Origin of the sequence: Flavivirga spongiicola, from assembly GCF_030540825.1 — a bacterium.
GTDB lineage: Bacteria > Bacteroidota > Bacteroidia > Flavobacteriales > Flavobacteriaceae > Flavivirga > Flavivirga spongiicola.
Genome location: NZ_JAUOEO010000001.1, coordinates 3339552 through 3355060 on the forward strand (window position 1 = coordinate 3339552; position 15509 = coordinate 3355060).

Below are 15509 nucleotides of genomic sequence, written 5' to 3' on the forward strand. Positions count from 1 at the left end.
TTTTGATATTTCAATTAAGGGGATAAAAAACAAATCTATTATGAAAACAAAATTACTTTTAATTGCACTATTTTTAAGTGTATATACTTATGGACAAGTGCCCACAACTAGCTTAATAAAATCTTACACATTAAACTCAAGTGGAGGTTTGGTAAATCAAGTTACTCCAGGAACAGGAGATCTTATTCCAACAGGAACAGCAAGAGGCTTTAGGGGTGATTTTTTAGACGGTCTTGATGGAGCAATGATACTAAACGGAGATAGTTTCAATGCTGGCTCACGAGGAAACTCATTGACTAATAGGGAAGATGCCACTATTAGTTTTTGGATAAAAACAGGGGTAGTAAATAGTACACCTCAAAATATTATACAACAATATGAACTTTCTGGTTTTGGGGGTAATGTTGGTTGGTATGTAGAATTGGTAGATGGAAAGATAAGATTAACGTCTAATTTTTTAAAAAATGGAAACCAAATTACTTCGGAGAGAACGTATGAATCTGGAATGATTGCCGATAATAAATGGCATCATGTAACGATAACCTTAGAGAGAGTTACTTTTTTCTTTGGTGGTGCTTGGACTTTTGGTTTACATAGATACGTTTATATTGATAATGAATTGCATGCAGATGGAAGAAGTGGAGGGGCATCGTCATTAAACTTTGTACATGTAAACCCTAGTATTAGCGATATTAAAATTGCACAAGGGATAAATAAATATACAGGTTCTATTGATAATATTAGAATATATAATAAAGCATTAGATAATACAGAGCGTAAAAACCTGTACAAAGAATTTTATGATTTAGTACCACGTTTTTATGTAGACTTAACGGCTAACGGCACAGGGAGTAGCACGACTTGGGCTAATGCTTTTACAGATTTAAATAAAGCACTTTCTGTAGTAACCACCCAAGATGTATGGGTAAAGGCAGGAACATATGTGCCAGCTCAACACCCTACTCAAGTTAAAGCTACTTCTTTTTCAATTACTCAAGATAACTCTAGGATATATGGTGGTTTTAATGGTACCGAAACAGTGTTGTCTCAAAGAGATGTTGATACTTATAAAACGATTTTGTCTGGTGACCTTTTAAACAATGATACAGGAGCTTTAGATTTTAATCTAGCAGAAAAGAATGATAATAGCTTCAATGTCGTGCAAGTTTGGGAGGCTAACAATGTTGTTATAGATGGATTTACAATTACTGGAGGGCATGCAAATTTAACAGGTACAGCAGGGATTAATGGGGCAGCTATATTTAAAACATATCAAATAAAAGACCTAACAATTAGAAACTGTAACATAAAAAACAATATTTCATACGGAGGTGGTGCTGTTCATTGTATGTTTGCCAATACAGCGCCTTCAGCTCTTAATATCGAAAACACAAGCTTCGATAACAATTTAGCACGTTACGGTTCGGGAATTTATAGCTACTCAAATAACAATGCTTCAGTAACAGCCAATATAACAAACTGCTTATTCACTAATAATGTTTCTAAAGATTTAAGCTCGACAAGTAAAGGGCTTAGCGCAAGTGCTATGTGGTTAAGAGGTTATGGAAATAATTCTACTTATACGGTAAATGTAGTTAATAGTACATTTTCTAAAAATCAAGATTTGGGCACACATCCTGACGGAAATACTTTTAAAGCTACATTTGGTTTAAGCAGAAGGATAGGTACACAATCAACTGCTAATATATATAACTCTATTTTTTATGGAAATACAACTACTGGAGGCGTCTTGATTAATTCTATTGATAGAATAACGAATGATTTTCAAACTACAATAAATGTAGAAAATTCTATTGGAGAAAATGGTTTTACAAAAGTATCCTCTACCAATAATACAAGTACTAATGATCCTTTATTTGTGAATGCTACTGCAAACGATTTTAGACTTCAAACAACTTCACCGGCAAAAGACGCTGGGGATAATACTAAAATACCTTCAGGAATTACTACAGACCTGTTTGGGAACAATCGTATTTACAATACCACAGTAGATATGGGGGCGTATGAGTTTGATCCAGCTTTAGCGACACGATACAATTTAACGGTTAGTAAAACGGGTAGTGGTACTGTAGTACCTAATGGAACTAGTATGCATAATAACGGAGATGTGATTACATTAATAGCAACACCTATAACAGGGTGGAATTTTGCAGGCTGGTCTGGAGATGCTTCAGGAACAACCAATCCATTACAGATAACCATGAATGTTAATAAAAATATTACGGCTACCTTTAGTTCTATACAGCAAAACCTTACGATTAATAAGGTAGGTAGCGGTACGGTAGTACAAAACCCAACACCAACCAATGGTAATGGGTATAATTTTGGTGACGTTGTAACACTAACTGCAACCCCAGCAGCTGGATATCATTTTAATGGTTGGATGGGAGATATTGTATCAAATAGTAATACCGAAACTATTACTATGGATGCAAGTAAAACCGTAACTGCAACATTTAATGCGAATCCAGTAACTTATGTAGATGAAGATGCTACAGGAGCTAATAATGGTAGCTCTTGGGTAGATGCTTACACCAGTTTACAAACAGCATTAAATACGGTTACTGCAAATAGTGATATTTGGATAGCAGAAGGAGCATATACACCACATGCTGTTGATAGGAATATTTCTTTTACAACCAATACTAATAATATAGGTATTTATGGTGGTTTTAATGGTACAGAAACAGCCTTATCTCAAAGAGATTTTAGAACCAATATAACGATATTAACTGGTGATTTACAAGGGAATGATACAGGAGCAGTAAATTTTAATTTAACTGACAAAAATGATAATTCGTTACACGTAATTAGAGTGGCTACAGATAATATGATTTTAGATGGAATAACTATTATGGGAGGTTATGCTTCTATACTTTCTCCAGCTATACATAGCGACGGTGCAGCCATATTAAAAAATGATGCCGTTGATAATTTTATTATTAAAAATTGTACAATAAAAGATAATATCAGTTATGCTAGAGGGTGTATTTTGGCTAATTTTAGTGGTTCAGGAAATTTAACCATAGAAAATACTATTTTTGATAATAATTTAGCAACTTATGCTTCAGGAATTTATAGCTTTACCTATAATAATGCATCGGTAACAACCAATATTACCAATTGTTTATTTACTAATAACGTTTCTAAGGACAAAAGCGCTGTTAAAGCGTATGCAGGTAGCGCTATGTGGTTAAGAGGGTATGGATCAGGATCTACCTATGTAGCAAACATTACCAACTGTACTTTTGCTAAAAATCAAGACATTGGTACACGAGCAGGACTAGACAAATCTACAGTAATTATTAGTCAAAGAAGCGGCCATGGAGTAATGGCTAAAAACATATCTAATACTATATTTTATGACAATGTAGGGGATGTCTCTACAGGTAGAGCGAATACAGATTACCCAAGTAGCATTAGTATCACAAACTCTATTGGTGATTTTAGTAATATAAACTCGTCAAATCTATTTAACACAAGTAATGTTAATCCATTATTTGTCAATAGTGTTACTAACGATTTTACCTTACAGTTAGGTTCCCCAGCTATAAATGCAGGAGACAATACTAAAATACCAACAGGCATAATTTCTGATCTATTAGGAAACCAACGTGTTTTTAATACTAATGTAGATATGGGAGCTTATGAGTTTGGGGCTCTATCTTTAAGTGTTGACAATTTTAATGTTAAACAATCAAGCATCAAGCTTTATCCAAATCCGACTTCAAGTATTTTAAATATAAAAACAACATTAGCAATAAAACAAGTTTCAGTTTATTCTATGTTAGGAACAGAAGTTTTAAAGGTACCATCATCAGTTATTAATGTTTCTGATTTATCTAATGGTATGTATTTAGTAAAAATTGAAGATGAAATAGGCAATACTTTAACTAAACGTTTTATTAAAGAGTAAAGTGACTAATAGTAAAACAAGCCCCTTTTGAAAATTTCGATTAGGGGTTTGTTTTTAAATGAATTACCTAAAGCGCTACAGGCTAGAAATTTTTATTATCTGCTATTTATTTTTGTTCGAAATTTAATTTGGATTACTTATAAACCACAGGAATTATCTCACCCTTAGCTAAACAATATTTTGTAATATCTGCTTCAGAAAGTATTGAAGTATAATCAACTTCTTCAACTTTAAAACCAACGCTGCGAAGTTTATCAAAATAATCACGACCATAAACACGTACATGATCATATTGTCCAAATATTTTTGCTCGCTCTTTCTTATCTGTTATGGTGTTATCTTCAAAAGTTGCTTCTCTTGTTAAGTCTTGCGGAATTTGAAAAACACCCATGCCACCAACTTTTAAAACTCGATATAGCTCTTGCATCGCTTTCGTGTCATCAGGTATGTGTTCTAAAACGTGATTGCAAAAAATGATGTCAAATTCGTCATCTTTAAATGGTAGATTACAAATATCAGCTTTTACGTCGGCTAAAGGAGAATTTAAATCGGTTGTTATATACTCGAGATTTTTCATCTTTCTAAAGCGTTTGTAAAATGCTTGCTCCGGAGCGAAATGCAGTACTTTTTTTTTAGCTGAAAAGAAATCGGTTTCGTTTTTTAAATACAACCATAACAATCTGTGACGTTCTAAAGAAAGAGTAGAAGGAGAGAGTACATTGTTACGTTGTGTGCCATAACCATAAGGTAAAAAGCTTCTAAAGTTTCTATCGTCTATGGGATCGGTATATGTATTGCCTTTTAAAAGGAACGCTAGAATAGGGCGAATTATATAACTTAACCTAATTAGTAGAGGTCTTGGTATAAAATTTAGTATAAATCTAAAGAGTTTTTTTGACACGAATTTCACTAATTTTCACGAATCACTATAATACGATTCTTTTATATTTTAAGCTATCTTCTCCAAAGTTAATTAATAAACCAAGCTTAAGTTTTGATACCGCAAGATAGTTTAATGTTTGTTTAATATGAGCAGAAGTTAAGCAGTCAATTGCTTTTAGTTCTAATACGATCTTATCATCTATAATGAAATCAGCTTTATATTTATGCGGTAGTAAATTTCCTTTATAAGTAATGCCAAACTTCATCTCTCTAGAATAAGATATTCCATTGTCCATTAATTCTATTTCTAATGCATCTGCATAAACTACTTCATTAAACCCTTTGCCTAATTGATTATGTACTTCCATACAAATGCCAATCATTTTATAAGCTTCTTCTTTGTAAATTAATTTAGACATGTAGTATTAAACAAATAGAAAAAATAGTATCGAGTAAGTATTAGTGCAAATTAGTGAAATTCGTGTCTAAAAAAACTAAAGAACTAAAGCTTTCTGACGAAACTCATCTTCTTCATGACTCTCAATTCCTAAAGCTTCATGTACATATGCAAAAGTCGATAGTATTTCAGGTTTTCCGTCTACAAGTGCTACATCATGTTCAAAATGAACACTAGGTTTTCCATCTTGTGTAACAATAGTCCACCCGTCTTTTAATTGTCTTACTTTGTGGGTGCCTCCATTTATCATTGGCTCTATAGCTACTACCATACCTTCAACAAATTTCTTACCACGACCACGTTTTCCATAATTTGGCATTTCTGGGTCTTCATGCATCTTTTTACCTAAGCCATGTCCAACTAATTCCCGAACAACGCCATAACCATGGTTTTCACAATGCTTTTGTATAGCATAGCCAACATCACCCACGCGATTATTCGCTTTAAATTCCCTGATGCCAACATAAAGAGATTCCTTAGTTACTTGTATAAGTTTTTTTGTTTCAGGATCTACATCACCAATTTCAAAAGTATACGCATGATCTCCGTAAAAATCGTTCATTAATGCACCACAATCTATAGAAACAATATCACCATTTTTTAAAGGTATGTTTGTTGGTAAACCATGCACTACTGCTTCGTTTACACTACAAAGCAAAGTTGATGGACAATCATACAATCCCAAAAACCCTGGTAAAGCACCTTGATCTCTTATAAACGCTTCTGCAAGCTTATCAAGTTGCATTGTGGTAACACCTTCCTTGACTTCTTTAGCAAGCATACCAAGTGTTTTTGAAACGATTAAAGCACTTTCGCGCATCAACTCAATTTCCTCTTTTGTTTTTATTACAATCATGTTTAAAAAAATAATGGCAAAGATACTTAAAATTAACCCGTATTATTCATGGTTTTCGTTATGAAAAGATGAAATGTCAATAGATTTGGGAAGCACAATAATTTTTAAAGGATAAATTGTCCCCACTTTTGAGGCATAAAAATTAAGAGCATTGCCAAAGATAGTAGGCAGTTTGGCTTTGGAATAGAATAACTGTGAATAATGCGGGTTAAGTACTAATATTTTTTTGATAACATGACTTTTGACATTTTTTAAGCCCCTTTTAATAAATAAATTTACTGTACTAAACTAAATTAAACAAGATGTATAAGATTGTTAGTGCAGAAGATGCTGTTAAAGTAATTAAAAACAATGATAGGGTTTATATTCAGGCAGCTGCAGCAGCTCCACAACTGTTAATGAATGCTATGACCGAGCGTCATGAGGAATTAAGAAATGTTGAAGTTTGTCATTTACACGTTGAAGGGGACACGGGTTATGCCAATCCTGAACTTAGAGAAAGTTTTCATGTAAATTCATTTTTTATTGGGAATAATGTGCGTCATACATTAACATCTGGTAATGGATCGTATACGCCCGTTTTTTTAAGCGAGCTACCATTACTATTTAAAAGGAACATCTTACCATTGGATGTCGCATTAATTCATGTATCAGTTCCAGACAAACATGGGTATTGCTCGTTGGGAGTTTCGGTTGAAGCTAGCTTGGCTGCTATAGATAATGCAAAAATTGTTATTGCACAGGTAAATGAGCAAATGCCAAGAACACATGGAGACGGCATTATTCATATTACTGAGGTAGATTTATTTGTTGAGTGTAACGAGTCTATACCTGCATATAATTTAGGGACTCCATCTACTATTGAACATAAAATTGGTGATTATGTAGCTAGCTTAATTGAAGATAAAAGCACACTACAAATGGGAATCGGAACCATCCCTAATGCCGTATTATCACGTTTAACGAATCATAAAGATTTGGGCTTGCATACTGAAATGTTTTCTGATGGTGTTATTGATTTAATTTTAAAAGATGTGATTAACGGAAACTTTAAAGGCGTTAACCCTGGACGTGCATTAGCTACATTTGTAATAGGTTCTAAACAATTGTATGATTATGTTGATGATAATCCGTTTGTTGAAATGCGTGCTTCAGATTATGTAAACGATGTTTCTATTATTAAGCAAAATCCTAGAATGGTAGCTATTAATTCTGCTATTGAAGTAGATTTAACAGGTCAAGTTTGCGCAGACTCTATTGGAGCTAAAATGTATTCAGGTGTGGGTGGTCAAATGGATTATATTAGAGGAGCCTCTTTAAGTCATGGTGGGAAAGCTATTATAGCATTACCCTCAATCACAAAAAAAGGTGTTAGTAGGATTGTTCCATCTTTAAAACCAGGAGCTGGTGTTGTTACTACAAGAGCACATGTGCATTATGTTGTTACTGAATATGGAATAGCTAACTTATATGGTAAAACCATTAAAGAAAGAGTTAAAGCGTTAGTAAATATTGCACACCCAGACCATAGAGAATCTATAGATAAGACCTATTACCAATTAATTTAAAAATGAACTATTTTAGAAAACTAAAGAGCCCTTTCTTTTTTTTAACTTCGGGAGGTTTTGTGTTTGTGAGTAATTGATATATTTCACCCCAACCTAAAAAACCTCCTATATTTCTATCGTCAATAAATAAATCGGCATTAATTTTTCTGCTTACATCGTTGGTGTATTCCTCTTCAGGAAAACTATTATTTACGGCATAAAAAGAGATACCATTATCCTCACAGAACTTAACGGCTTCATCTAATTTTTTACCACTCCTATAAGTCCATAAAATAAGTCGATGCCCATTATCTTGTAGCTTTTTCAAAGTTTCAAAAGCAAACAATATGGGTTTTCCTATTTTAGGATAAGCATCCTCAACAATAGTACCATCAAAATCTATTGCAATAATAAGTTGATTGTTAAAATTCATTTAAGTTATAAACTTGGGTTTATAACAAAAGTACAACAATTTATTTTTTTACTTATTTAAACTAAGGAGTGCTGTGTCATAGATTCTGGCTGTTCAACCCCCATTAACTTTAAAATAGTGGGTGCCATATCACCTAAAATACCATCTTTGATAGTTTTTAATTCCTTATCGATTAAAATAACAGGAACAGGGTTTGTTGTATGAGCTGTATTTGGTGAACCGTCAGGGTTTATCATAGTTTCACAATTTCCATGATCCGCTATAAGTAATGTAGAATAGCCATTTTCTAAAGCTGAAGTGATAACGTCTTCTACACATTTATCTACGGCTTCACAAGCTTTGATAGCAGCTTCCATAACACCGGTATGACCTACCATATCACCATTAGCAAAATTTAAACAAACAAAATCAACATCACCTTTTTGAAGCTCAGGAATCAATGCATCACGTAATTCGTAAGCGCTCATTTCCGGTTTCAAATCGTAAGTAGCTACTTTTGGTGAGTTTCTTAGAATACGCATTTCACCATTAAAAGGTTCTTCACGTCCGCCCGAGAAAAAGAATGTAACATGTGGATATTTTTCTGTTTCAGCAATACGAATTTGTTTTTTGTTATGTTTTTCTAAAACTTCACCTAATGTTTCAGTTAAATTATCTTTATTGAAAATAACGTTTACATTTTTGTAAGTTTCATCATAATTTGTAAGCGTGACATAATGCAAATTCAATTTGTGCATGTTTTGCTCATGGAAATCAGTTTGAGATAAAGCTTCTGTTAATTCCCTACCACGATCTGTTCTAAAGTTAAAAAAGATAACGACATCACCTTCCTTTATGCTTGCTTGAGGATTACCAGATTCATCAGTCATGATAATTGGTTTAATAAACTCGTCAGTAATATCATTTTTATAACTTTTTTGAATGGTCTCTGTGATATTAGTAGACTTTTCTCCATGACCATTAACCAAAGCATCATAGGCTAATTTTATACGCTCCCAACGTTTGTCTCTATCCATAGCATAGTAACGACCAGTTACAGTAGCTAATTTGCTATTTGTTTTTTCTAAATGACTTTCTAATTCAGTAAGAAAACCATAACCAGATTTTGGGTCTACATCGCGACCATCTGTAAATGCATGAACAAAAGTTTTGGTTAAACCAAAATCATTAGCGGCATCTAATAATCCAAATAAATGGTTAATATGAGAATGTACGCCACCATCACTTAATAATCCTAAAAAATGAACATCCTTGTCATTGGTTTTTGCATAGTTGAATGCATCTACCAATACTTTTTCGTTATTTAATGTTTTGTTCTTTACAGCTAAATTGACTTTTACTAAGTCTTGATAGACAATACGTCCGGCACCAAGGTTCATGTGGCCGACTTCGCTATTTCCCATTTGCCCTTCTGGTAATCCAACATGTAACCCATCGGTTCTTAAGGTTGCGAATGGATATTTTTTATAAAGAGAGTCTATAAAAGATGTGTTTGCATGATCGATAGCAGAAACTTTAGGATCTGGAGAATTACCCCAACCGTCAAGTATCATTAAGATAACTTTTTTGTTCATTTTTGTTAAAAATTTAATAAGAAACAAAGATAAAGAAGTTGCATAAAATAATGCAGAAATAGTCTCGCAAATGCTGGCATTTTTAGAGCTTTTTTGAGGTTTTTAAAAAAAGAATCGTTCAGTTAATTATTTGTGAAAAAAAAGTTAAAAATGTGTTATTTATTGTTTTTTATGTAACAGATTGAAATTAATATCGTCTCTTTAGTATATCAACAAACGAAATTATAAATCAAATTAAATCTTTCATCATGAAAAAATCAGTCATTATTACCGCCATTGCATTATGTTTCTCTATTGTGACAGCTAATGCTAAAACGATCACAGATAACACTAATAATACTAATGTTGAGTTTGTATTTAAAGTGAATTCATTTTGCGTTTCAATCGCTAAAGGAGATATAGAAACCGTGAAAAAACTTATTGATAGAGGAGCAGATGTTAATGAAATGTCTAACGGAATGACCCCAGTGATGTATGCTGCTAAATTTAACAGAACAGATATTTTAAAACTTTTAATTGCCAAAGGCGCCAATTTAAAAGCCAAATCTGCTAAAAAAATGACCGCATTAAAATATGCTGAATTGCATGGAGCAAATGATGCAGCAGCAATTCTAAAAGAGGCCATAGCAGAAGCTAAAGCAGCAAAAAAGAGAAAATAATTATAAAATAAATAGTTATTTTGAGTTAGTCACTCGTAAAAAGCCTTGATTTTCAAGGCTTTTTTGTTTTATTGATTTTTGTGTTTTTCTATGGCTTCTTGAATTTTTTCAATTCTGTTATCTGGATCTGGGTGTGTACTTTGAAATTCCGGAACCCGATTAGGACCGGCTGCCGCTTTTAAAATTTCCATGACACCAATCATTTCTTCGGGATTATAACCAGCCTTAAGCATAAAAAGAACGCCGAGATCATCACTTTCTAATTCATCGTCCCTTCCATTAGTAAGCAGTGTGTTCTGACCAATATTATTTATGAGCCCACCCATGTCTGCTCCAACAGAACCAGCAGTTGTTAGCCCTTGCCAATATTCACTTTCTGCTATTCTTTCCGCACTATGACGACCTAGAACATGTCCAATTTCATGACCCAAAACCCCTGCTAGTTGGTCTTCGTTTTCTAACTTAGAAAATAAAGCATAGGTTATAAATACCTGCCCTCCGGGTAATGCAAATGCATTTATAGTGTTAGGGTCTGCCAATAAATGAAATTCATATTGGTAAGGAGTGTCTTTAGCGATACTATTGTTAACTAATTTGTTTCCAACATTGTCAACCAAAGCTTGATATTGATTATTAGAATGCAGACCTCCATGTTGCTGTGCCATTTGTGGTGCACTTTGCAATCCAATGGCGATTTCTTTATCAGCAGTCATAGATATGGTTTGTGTTCTTCCTGTATAAGGGTTCACTTCTTGTTGACTACATCTTTTAAAAACAAAGAACAATGCGATAGCTGCACCTATTAATAAACGGACTTTAAGATTTTTTCCTCTCATTTTTTATATTTTAATGCAATTAAAAATATAAAATTTTTAAGCACTAAGTTGGTTCATTTGGAATTAATACAAGTCTGGATAAAAACCAGTTATTTGTTAGACCCATATTTTATTAAAAGTCACTAGGATAATTATGGAAAATAGAATTAATTTTGGGTATTCATTTATAAAAAATATTCTATGTCTTTTGTGTTTAAAATTATAGAAAAAGAAAATATAAATTCTGTTATTCCATTAGTGCAAAAACTAAATGATAATAAAACTTCTTATGCTGTTCTAGAGCAACGTTTTTCAGAGATGGTTACTCAAAATTATGAATGCGCTGTAATATATGATAATGAAGATTTAATAGGTGTTACAGGTTTATGGTTTTGCACTAGACATTATTCTGGAAAGAGTGTGGAAGTTGATCATGTTTATATAGATGAAACCTATAGGGGAAAAGGTTTAGGCAAGCAGTTTTTTGAATGGATATATAATTATGCTTTAGAAAAAGGTTGTGAATCAGTAGAGTTAAATACTTATGTAAGCAATTATCCTTCCCATAAATTTTATTATAATGAGGGTTTTAATATTTTAGGATATCATTTTTTTAAAAAGTTATAGTTTTTTCTTGCAAATGACTTAACAGTTTATATATATTTGCAGCACAATAATGCGGGAGTAGCTCAGTTGGTAGAGCGTCAGCCTTCCAAGCTGAATGTCGCCAGTTCGAACCTGGTCTCCCGCTCTAAAGGCTTCATAGAAATATGGAGCTTTTTTTATGACGAATATTTTATTTATAGTTTCGCTCTAAGGTGAGAAGTTTATCTTGAGCATAGCCGAAAGGAACCTGGTCTCCCGCTCTAAAGACTCCATAGAAATATGGAGTTTTTTTATACCGAATATTTTATTTAAAATTTCACTTTAAGGTGAGAAGTTTATCTTGAGCGTAGTCGAAAGGAACCTGGTCTCCCGCTCTAAAAGCTTCATAGAAATATGGAGTTTTTTTTATTTTAAGTGGTTTAATTCTGTTCCAGATGATATCTCATAAGGTATTTTGTTGTATTCAAAAATACGAGCAGTTAAATTCCCTTTTAGAATAATAGAATCATCTTTTACATGTAACCAACTACCTTCTCGTAAACCTATAACAGGTTGGTTATTAAAATTGTGAAATTCTTTTATTCTGGTCTCTCTGGTTTCACCCATATGTTTACTGCTTTTATTTGGGTCTAAATAATGTGGATTAATGTTAAAAGGAACAAAAGCTAATGCATTAAAGCTTGGTGGGTACACGATGGGCATATCGTTAGTCGTTTTTATTGTTAGCCCACAAATATTACTGCCAGCACTTGTACCTAAATATGGTATGCCGTTTTTCACAACTGCCTGTAAAGTATTTATTAAATTATTTTTATGAAGCTGGTTTGTTAAAACAAATGTATTGCCACCGCCAATAAAAATGGCCTTAGCCTTTTTAATAGCTTCAATAGGGTTTTCATAGGTATGAATGCCTTTTACATTTTTATTAATCTTAGAAAAAGCAGCATGAACAGTTTTGGTGTATTCATCATGAGATATACCACTTGGCCTGGCGTACGGAAGAAACAAAATCTCTTTAACATCTTTAAAAAAAACAGTTAGCTCATCTAAAATATAATCCAAATAACCACTTCCATGAATTGTTGACGTACTAGCAATAATTATATTTTTCATAATAAAAATTTTCACGGTAAAACTAAATGAAATATTATGTTTAAGAAAATTTTTATGGGTTTAGGTGCTGAAAAGTCTAATAAAAATCTTATTTTCAATAAAAAAATAATATGAAAAAAATCATTTTCTTTTTTGCATTATTATCTACAATGCATATTTTGTCTCAAAACGTTAAACGCGTTCAGGTTAGCGGGAAGATAATTGTTGAAAGCAATGATATTTCTGGTATTACTATTTTTAATATATCATCAAACAAAGGAGTCATTACTGATGAAAATGGAGAGTTTAAATTGCGTGTAGCAGCAAACGATTTAATTGAGGTAAGTGCATTACAATATCAAAATATTAATTTTAAAGTCAACGAGGCTATTACTGAGTCAAAATCAATGAAACTTTTTTTAATTGAAGAAGTTTATAAATTAGAGGAGATTGTAGTATCGACAAAAGGGTTATCAGGAAACTTAAATACAGATATAAAGAAAACCAATATTTTTAAACCCAAATTAGATGCCTTGTATTTCGGAATTAAGCACAGTGATGATTTCGATTTTAAGGATGATTACAAATCTAAAGTAAAAAACATTGGAATGAATTCTCAGCGTCAAACAATGATTAACGGACTTAACATAGTTAATGTAGTAGATCAATTATTGTTACCTTTATTTAGATCGAAAGTTTCTAACAAAAAGGAATCCGGTATTCCAGATGTCCCGGTAGAATCGATAAAATACTATTTTGGATCTGAGTTTTTAGTTGATAATTTTAATATTCCAGACCACCGAGTTGAAGAGTTTATAAGATTTGTTGAAAGCAAAGATTTTAACTTTTCGCTGCTTAACTATGGAAAAGAAATGGAGTTTCTTGAATTATTAAATAAAAAAAGCGTAGAGTTTTTAAGTTTAAATTAGAAAAACTTAAACCATTTCATGAGCTTTTTTAAGTTTTAAGTTATGTTTTAACAAAAGTTTAAAATGATTTTTCAATTTATTTAAGAATTGAAAGACGTTCTTTATACTTTAATTTTAGCAACTTGAAACAAACGTTAACTTCTTCTATATTTATTTTCTTGTCACTTTACCTAAGTGGTCAATCAATAAATAGAATAGAAATGAAAGGCGTGCTTCTTTCGGCTACCAATGATGTTGAAGCAGTCACTATTTTTAATACGTCGTCAAATAAAGGTACCATCACCAATGAGAAGGGGGAATTTGTCATTAAAGTAGCATTACGTGATGTTATTGAAATTTCGGCATTACAATTTCAAACCGTTTCTATTACAGTTGATGCTGACGTTATCAAAACAAAACAATTAAAAATACAATTAGTTGAGCAAATTAATCAACTAGATGCTGTTACGCTTTCATCTGGACTTACAGGAAATATATTAGCAGATGTAGGCGATGTTAAAACTGTTGAACCAATACGTGTTGATATGGGTAATATAAACAGGGCTTTTGAATACAATGATGTTAAGGCGTTTGACAATGAGGCTATTGGGAATCATTTAAAGGCTATAATTAATCCGGAAGCACGTAATTATCTTCCCGACGCAGTAAAAATTCTTGAATCAATATTTAAAACAAATCTATCTATCAAAATGAATCTATCTAAAAGGGGCGTAGAAGAAAAGCCAAAAGACTTGTTAGATGTTTATAGTTATAAACATATAGGTAGAACTTTTGATATGTCACCTGAACATCTTTCAGCTTTTGTTGCATTTGTAGAAGAGAAAGGTATAGACCCAGAGTTTTATAAACGTGAAAATGAAATACAGCTTATTGCCTTTTTAATAAAACAAAAGGAGTTGTTCTTAAAACTTCAGAATGCTAAAAATTAAGGACTTTCTAATCATATTTGTTTTGCTCTCTTTTCAAACATTTATGGCTCAGTCAATTGAGGTGTTTGGAAAAGTTCAAAGTAAGTTAGGCGTTGAGAGTATTCATGTAATTAATAAAACGGCTCAAGTTTTTACCATAACGAATGAAAAAGGTGAGTTTACAATTAATGTTAGTATAAATGATTCTTTAGTGTTTTCATCTATTCAACATAAATTAAAAGAAATTGTGATTTCTAAAGATGATATTTCTAATAAAGCAATTCTAGTAAAATTAGATGAACAAATTAATGAGCTTGATGAGGTTATAGTGGGTAAGGTTTTAACAGGGAATTTACTTGAAGATATTGCCAATATAGATGGCAACCCACCTATTAATTTTTTTGATGTAGGTATACCTGGCTACACTGGTAAAATAGCGACACAAAGTGAACGTCGTTTGAGTGAAGCAGGAGAATTTAAACCAAAAATGCTATTAGGATTACTAGGAGGAGGAGTACCTTTAAACCCTATATTAAATGGTATTTCAGGAAGAACTAAAATGCTAAAAAATCGTGTAAAAATTGAAACAAAAGAAACACTAATGAATACTATAAAAGCAAGATTGTCGAAGGACTTTTTTGTTTCAAATCCATTAGATAAAGGCTTACGAATGGATTTTTTCTATTTCTGTGCAGACGATGAAAATTTTATTAGATCTTGTAAAAATAAAACCGACTTTGAAATATTAGCTTTTTTGAGGCGTAAGTATAAACAGTATTTGGAAAATTTAGAAACAGGGAATGACTAATACCAT

14 protein-coding genes and 1 tRNA gene are annotated in these 15509 nt (G+C 32.3%); 8 read left to right on the forward strand and 7 right to left on the reverse strand.

Annotation, left to right across the window (positions count from 1 at the left end):
• Positions 1-40 precede the first annotated feature (40 nt).
• A complete protein-coding gene (locus Q4Q47_RS13400; RefSeq protein ID WP_303307158.1) occupies positions 41-3937 on the forward strand; it encodes an InlB B-repeat-containing protein in 3897 nt (1298 codons plus the stop codon).
• A 133-nt stretch (positions 3938-4070) separates the two neighbouring features.
• On the opposite strand, the gene Q4Q47_RS13405 is transcribed toward Q4Q47_RS13400, so the two are convergent.
• The 3 genes from Q4Q47_RS13405 to map all read right to left on the reverse strand — a co-directional run bounded on the left by Q4Q47_RS13405 (position 4071) and on the right by map (position 6132).
• Positions 4071-4838, reverse strand: a complete 768-nt coding sequence (locus Q4Q47_RS13405) for a class I SAM-dependent methyltransferase (protein WP_303307159.1) — start codon at positions 4836-4838, stop codon at positions 4071-4073.
• A gap of 25 nt (positions 4839-4863) precedes the next feature.
• Entirely contained in the window at positions 4864-5238 is a 375-nt protein-coding gene (locus Q4Q47_RS13410; RefSeq protein ID WP_303307160.1) for a GxxExxY protein, read from the reverse strand.
• A gap of 75 nt (positions 5239-5313) precedes the next feature.
• The gene (gene map, locus Q4Q47_RS13415; RefSeq protein ID WP_303307161.1) at positions 5314-6132 is read right to left on the reverse strand and encodes a type I methionyl aminopeptidase; all 819 of its coding nucleotides are present in this window, start codon (positions 6130-6132) and stop codon (positions 5314-5316) included.
• Positions 6133-6434: 302 nt separating this feature from the next.
• Between map and Q4Q47_RS13420 the strand changes: the two genes are divergently transcribed.
• Positions 6435-7700 carry an acetyl-CoA hydrolase/transferase family protein gene (locus Q4Q47_RS13420; RefSeq protein WP_303307162.1) on the forward strand — a complete coding sequence of 422 codons (1266 nt, stop codon included), beginning with the start codon at positions 6435-6437 and terminating at the stop codon, positions 7698-7700.
• A 7-nt stretch (positions 7701-7707) separates the two neighbouring features.
• Here Q4Q47_RS13420 and Q4Q47_RS13425 read toward each other — a convergent pair whose 3' ends face one another.
• On the reverse strand, positions 7708-8112 hold the full coding sequence (locus tag Q4Q47_RS13425; protein WP_303307163.1) for a BT0820 family HAD-type phosphatase: 405 nt from the start codon (positions 8110-8112) through the stop codon (positions 7708-7710).
• A gap of 56 nt (positions 8113-8168) precedes the next feature.
• Complete coding sequence (gene gpmI, locus Q4Q47_RS13430; RefSeq protein ID WP_303307164.1) at positions 8169-9686, reverse strand: 2,3-bisphosphoglycerate-independent phosphoglycerate mutase; 1518 nt, start codon at positions 9684-9686, stop codon at positions 8169-8171.
• Positions 9687-9934: 248 nt separating this feature from the next.
• On the opposite strand from gpmI, the gene Q4Q47_RS13435 reads away from it, so the two are divergent.
• Entirely contained in the window at positions 9935-10345 is a 411-nt protein-coding gene (locus Q4Q47_RS13435) for an ankyrin repeat domain-containing protein (protein ID WP_303307165.1), read from the forward strand.
• 68 nt (positions 10346-10413) lie between these two features.
• On the opposite strand, the gene Q4Q47_RS13440 is transcribed toward Q4Q47_RS13435, so the two are convergent.
• Positions 10414-11181 carry a M48 family metalloprotease gene (locus Q4Q47_RS13440; protein ID WP_303307166.1) on the reverse strand — a complete coding sequence of 256 codons (768 nt, stop codon included), beginning with the start codon at positions 11179-11181 and terminating at the stop codon, positions 10414-10416.
• A 180-nt stretch (positions 11182-11361) separates the two neighbouring features.
• On the opposite strand from Q4Q47_RS13440, the gene Q4Q47_RS13445 reads away from it, so the two are divergent.
• Positions 11362-11787: a GNAT family N-acetyltransferase gene (locus Q4Q47_RS13445; RefSeq protein ID WP_303307167.1), complete on the forward strand. Its 426-nt coding sequence runs from the start codon at positions 11362-11364 to the stop codon at positions 11785-11787.
• A 51-nt stretch (positions 11788-11838) separates the two neighbouring features.
• A tRNA-Gly gene (locus Q4Q47_RS13450) sits at positions 11839-11911 on the forward strand.
• 260 nt (positions 11912-12171) lie between these two features.
• On the opposite strand, the gene pepE is transcribed toward Q4Q47_RS13450, so the two are convergent.
• Positions 12172-12879 (reverse strand): dipeptidase PepE, encoded by a 708-nt coding sequence (pepE, locus tag Q4Q47_RS13455; protein ID WP_303307168.1) that lies wholly within the window; start codon positions 12877-12879, stop codon positions 12172-12174.
• A gap of 110 nt (positions 12880-12989) precedes the next feature.
• Here pepE and Q4Q47_RS13460 point away from each other — a divergent pair, with 110 nt between their 5' ends.
• The 3 genes from Q4Q47_RS13460 to Q4Q47_RS13470 all read left to right on the forward strand — a co-directional run bounded on the left by Q4Q47_RS13460 (position 12990) and on the right by Q4Q47_RS13470 (position 15503).
• On the forward strand, positions 12990-13787 hold the full coding sequence (locus Q4Q47_RS13460; protein ID WP_303307169.1) for a carboxypeptidase-like regulatory domain-containing protein: 798 nt from the start codon (positions 12990-12992) through the stop codon (positions 13785-13787).
• 122 nt (positions 13788-13909) lie between these two features.
• Positions 13910-14716, forward strand: a complete 807-nt coding sequence (locus tag Q4Q47_RS13465) for a carboxypeptidase-like regulatory domain-containing protein (RefSeq protein WP_303307170.1) — start codon at positions 13910-13912, stop codon at positions 14714-14716.
• Positions 14703-15503, forward strand: a complete 801-nt coding sequence (locus tag Q4Q47_RS13470) for a hypothetical protein (RefSeq protein ID WP_303307171.1) — start codon at positions 14703-14705, stop codon at positions 15501-15503. Before Q4Q47_RS13465 ends, Q4Q47_RS13470 begins: the two co-directional genes overlap by 14 nt.
• Positions 15504-15509: the final 6 nt, after the last annotated feature.

Coding starts and splice junctions, on each gene's coding strand:
- Q4Q47_RS13420 (WP_303307162.1), top strand. CDS start 6,435: ATGTATAAGATTGTTAGTGCAGAAGATGCTGTTAAAGTAATTAAAAAC.
- pepE (WP_303307168.1), bottom strand. CDS start 12,879: ATGAAAAATATAATTATTGCTAGTACGTCAACAATTCATGGAAGTGGT.
- map (WP_303307161.1), bottom strand. CDS start 6,132: ATGATTGTAATAAAAACAAAAGAGGAAATTGAGTTGATGCGCGAAAGT.
- gpmI (WP_303307164.1), bottom strand. CDS start 9,686: ATGAACAAAAAAGTTATCTTAATGATACTTGACGGTTGGGGTAATTCT.
- Q4Q47_RS13440 (WP_303307166.1), bottom strand. CDS start 11,181: ATGAGAGGAAAAAATCTTAAAGTCCGTTTATTAATAGGTGCAGCTATC.
- Q4Q47_RS13410 (WP_303307160.1), bottom strand. CDS start 5,238: ATGTCTAAATTAATTTACAAAGAAGAAGCTTATAAAATGATTGGCATT.
- Q4Q47_RS13470 (WP_303307171.1), top strand. CDS start 14,703: ATGCTAAAAATTAAGGACTTTCTAATCATATTTGTTTTGCTCTCTTTT.
- Q4Q47_RS13425 (WP_303307163.1), bottom strand. CDS start 8,112: ATGAATTTTAACAATCAACTTATTATTGCAATAGATTTTGATGGTACT.
- Q4Q47_RS13460 (WP_303307169.1), top strand. CDS start 12,990: ATGAAAAAAATCATTTTCTTTTTTGCATTATTATCTACAATGCATATT.
- Q4Q47_RS13435 (WP_303307165.1), top strand. CDS start 9,935: ATGAAAAAATCAGTCATTATTACCGCCATTGCATTATGTTTCTCTATT.
- Q4Q47_RS13445 (WP_303307167.1), top strand. CDS start 11,362: ATGTCTTTTGTGTTTAAAATTATAGAAAAAGAAAATATAAATTCTGTT.
- Q4Q47_RS13400 (WP_303307158.1), top strand. CDS start 41: ATGAAAACAAAATTACTTTTAATTGCACTATTTTTAAGTGTATATACT.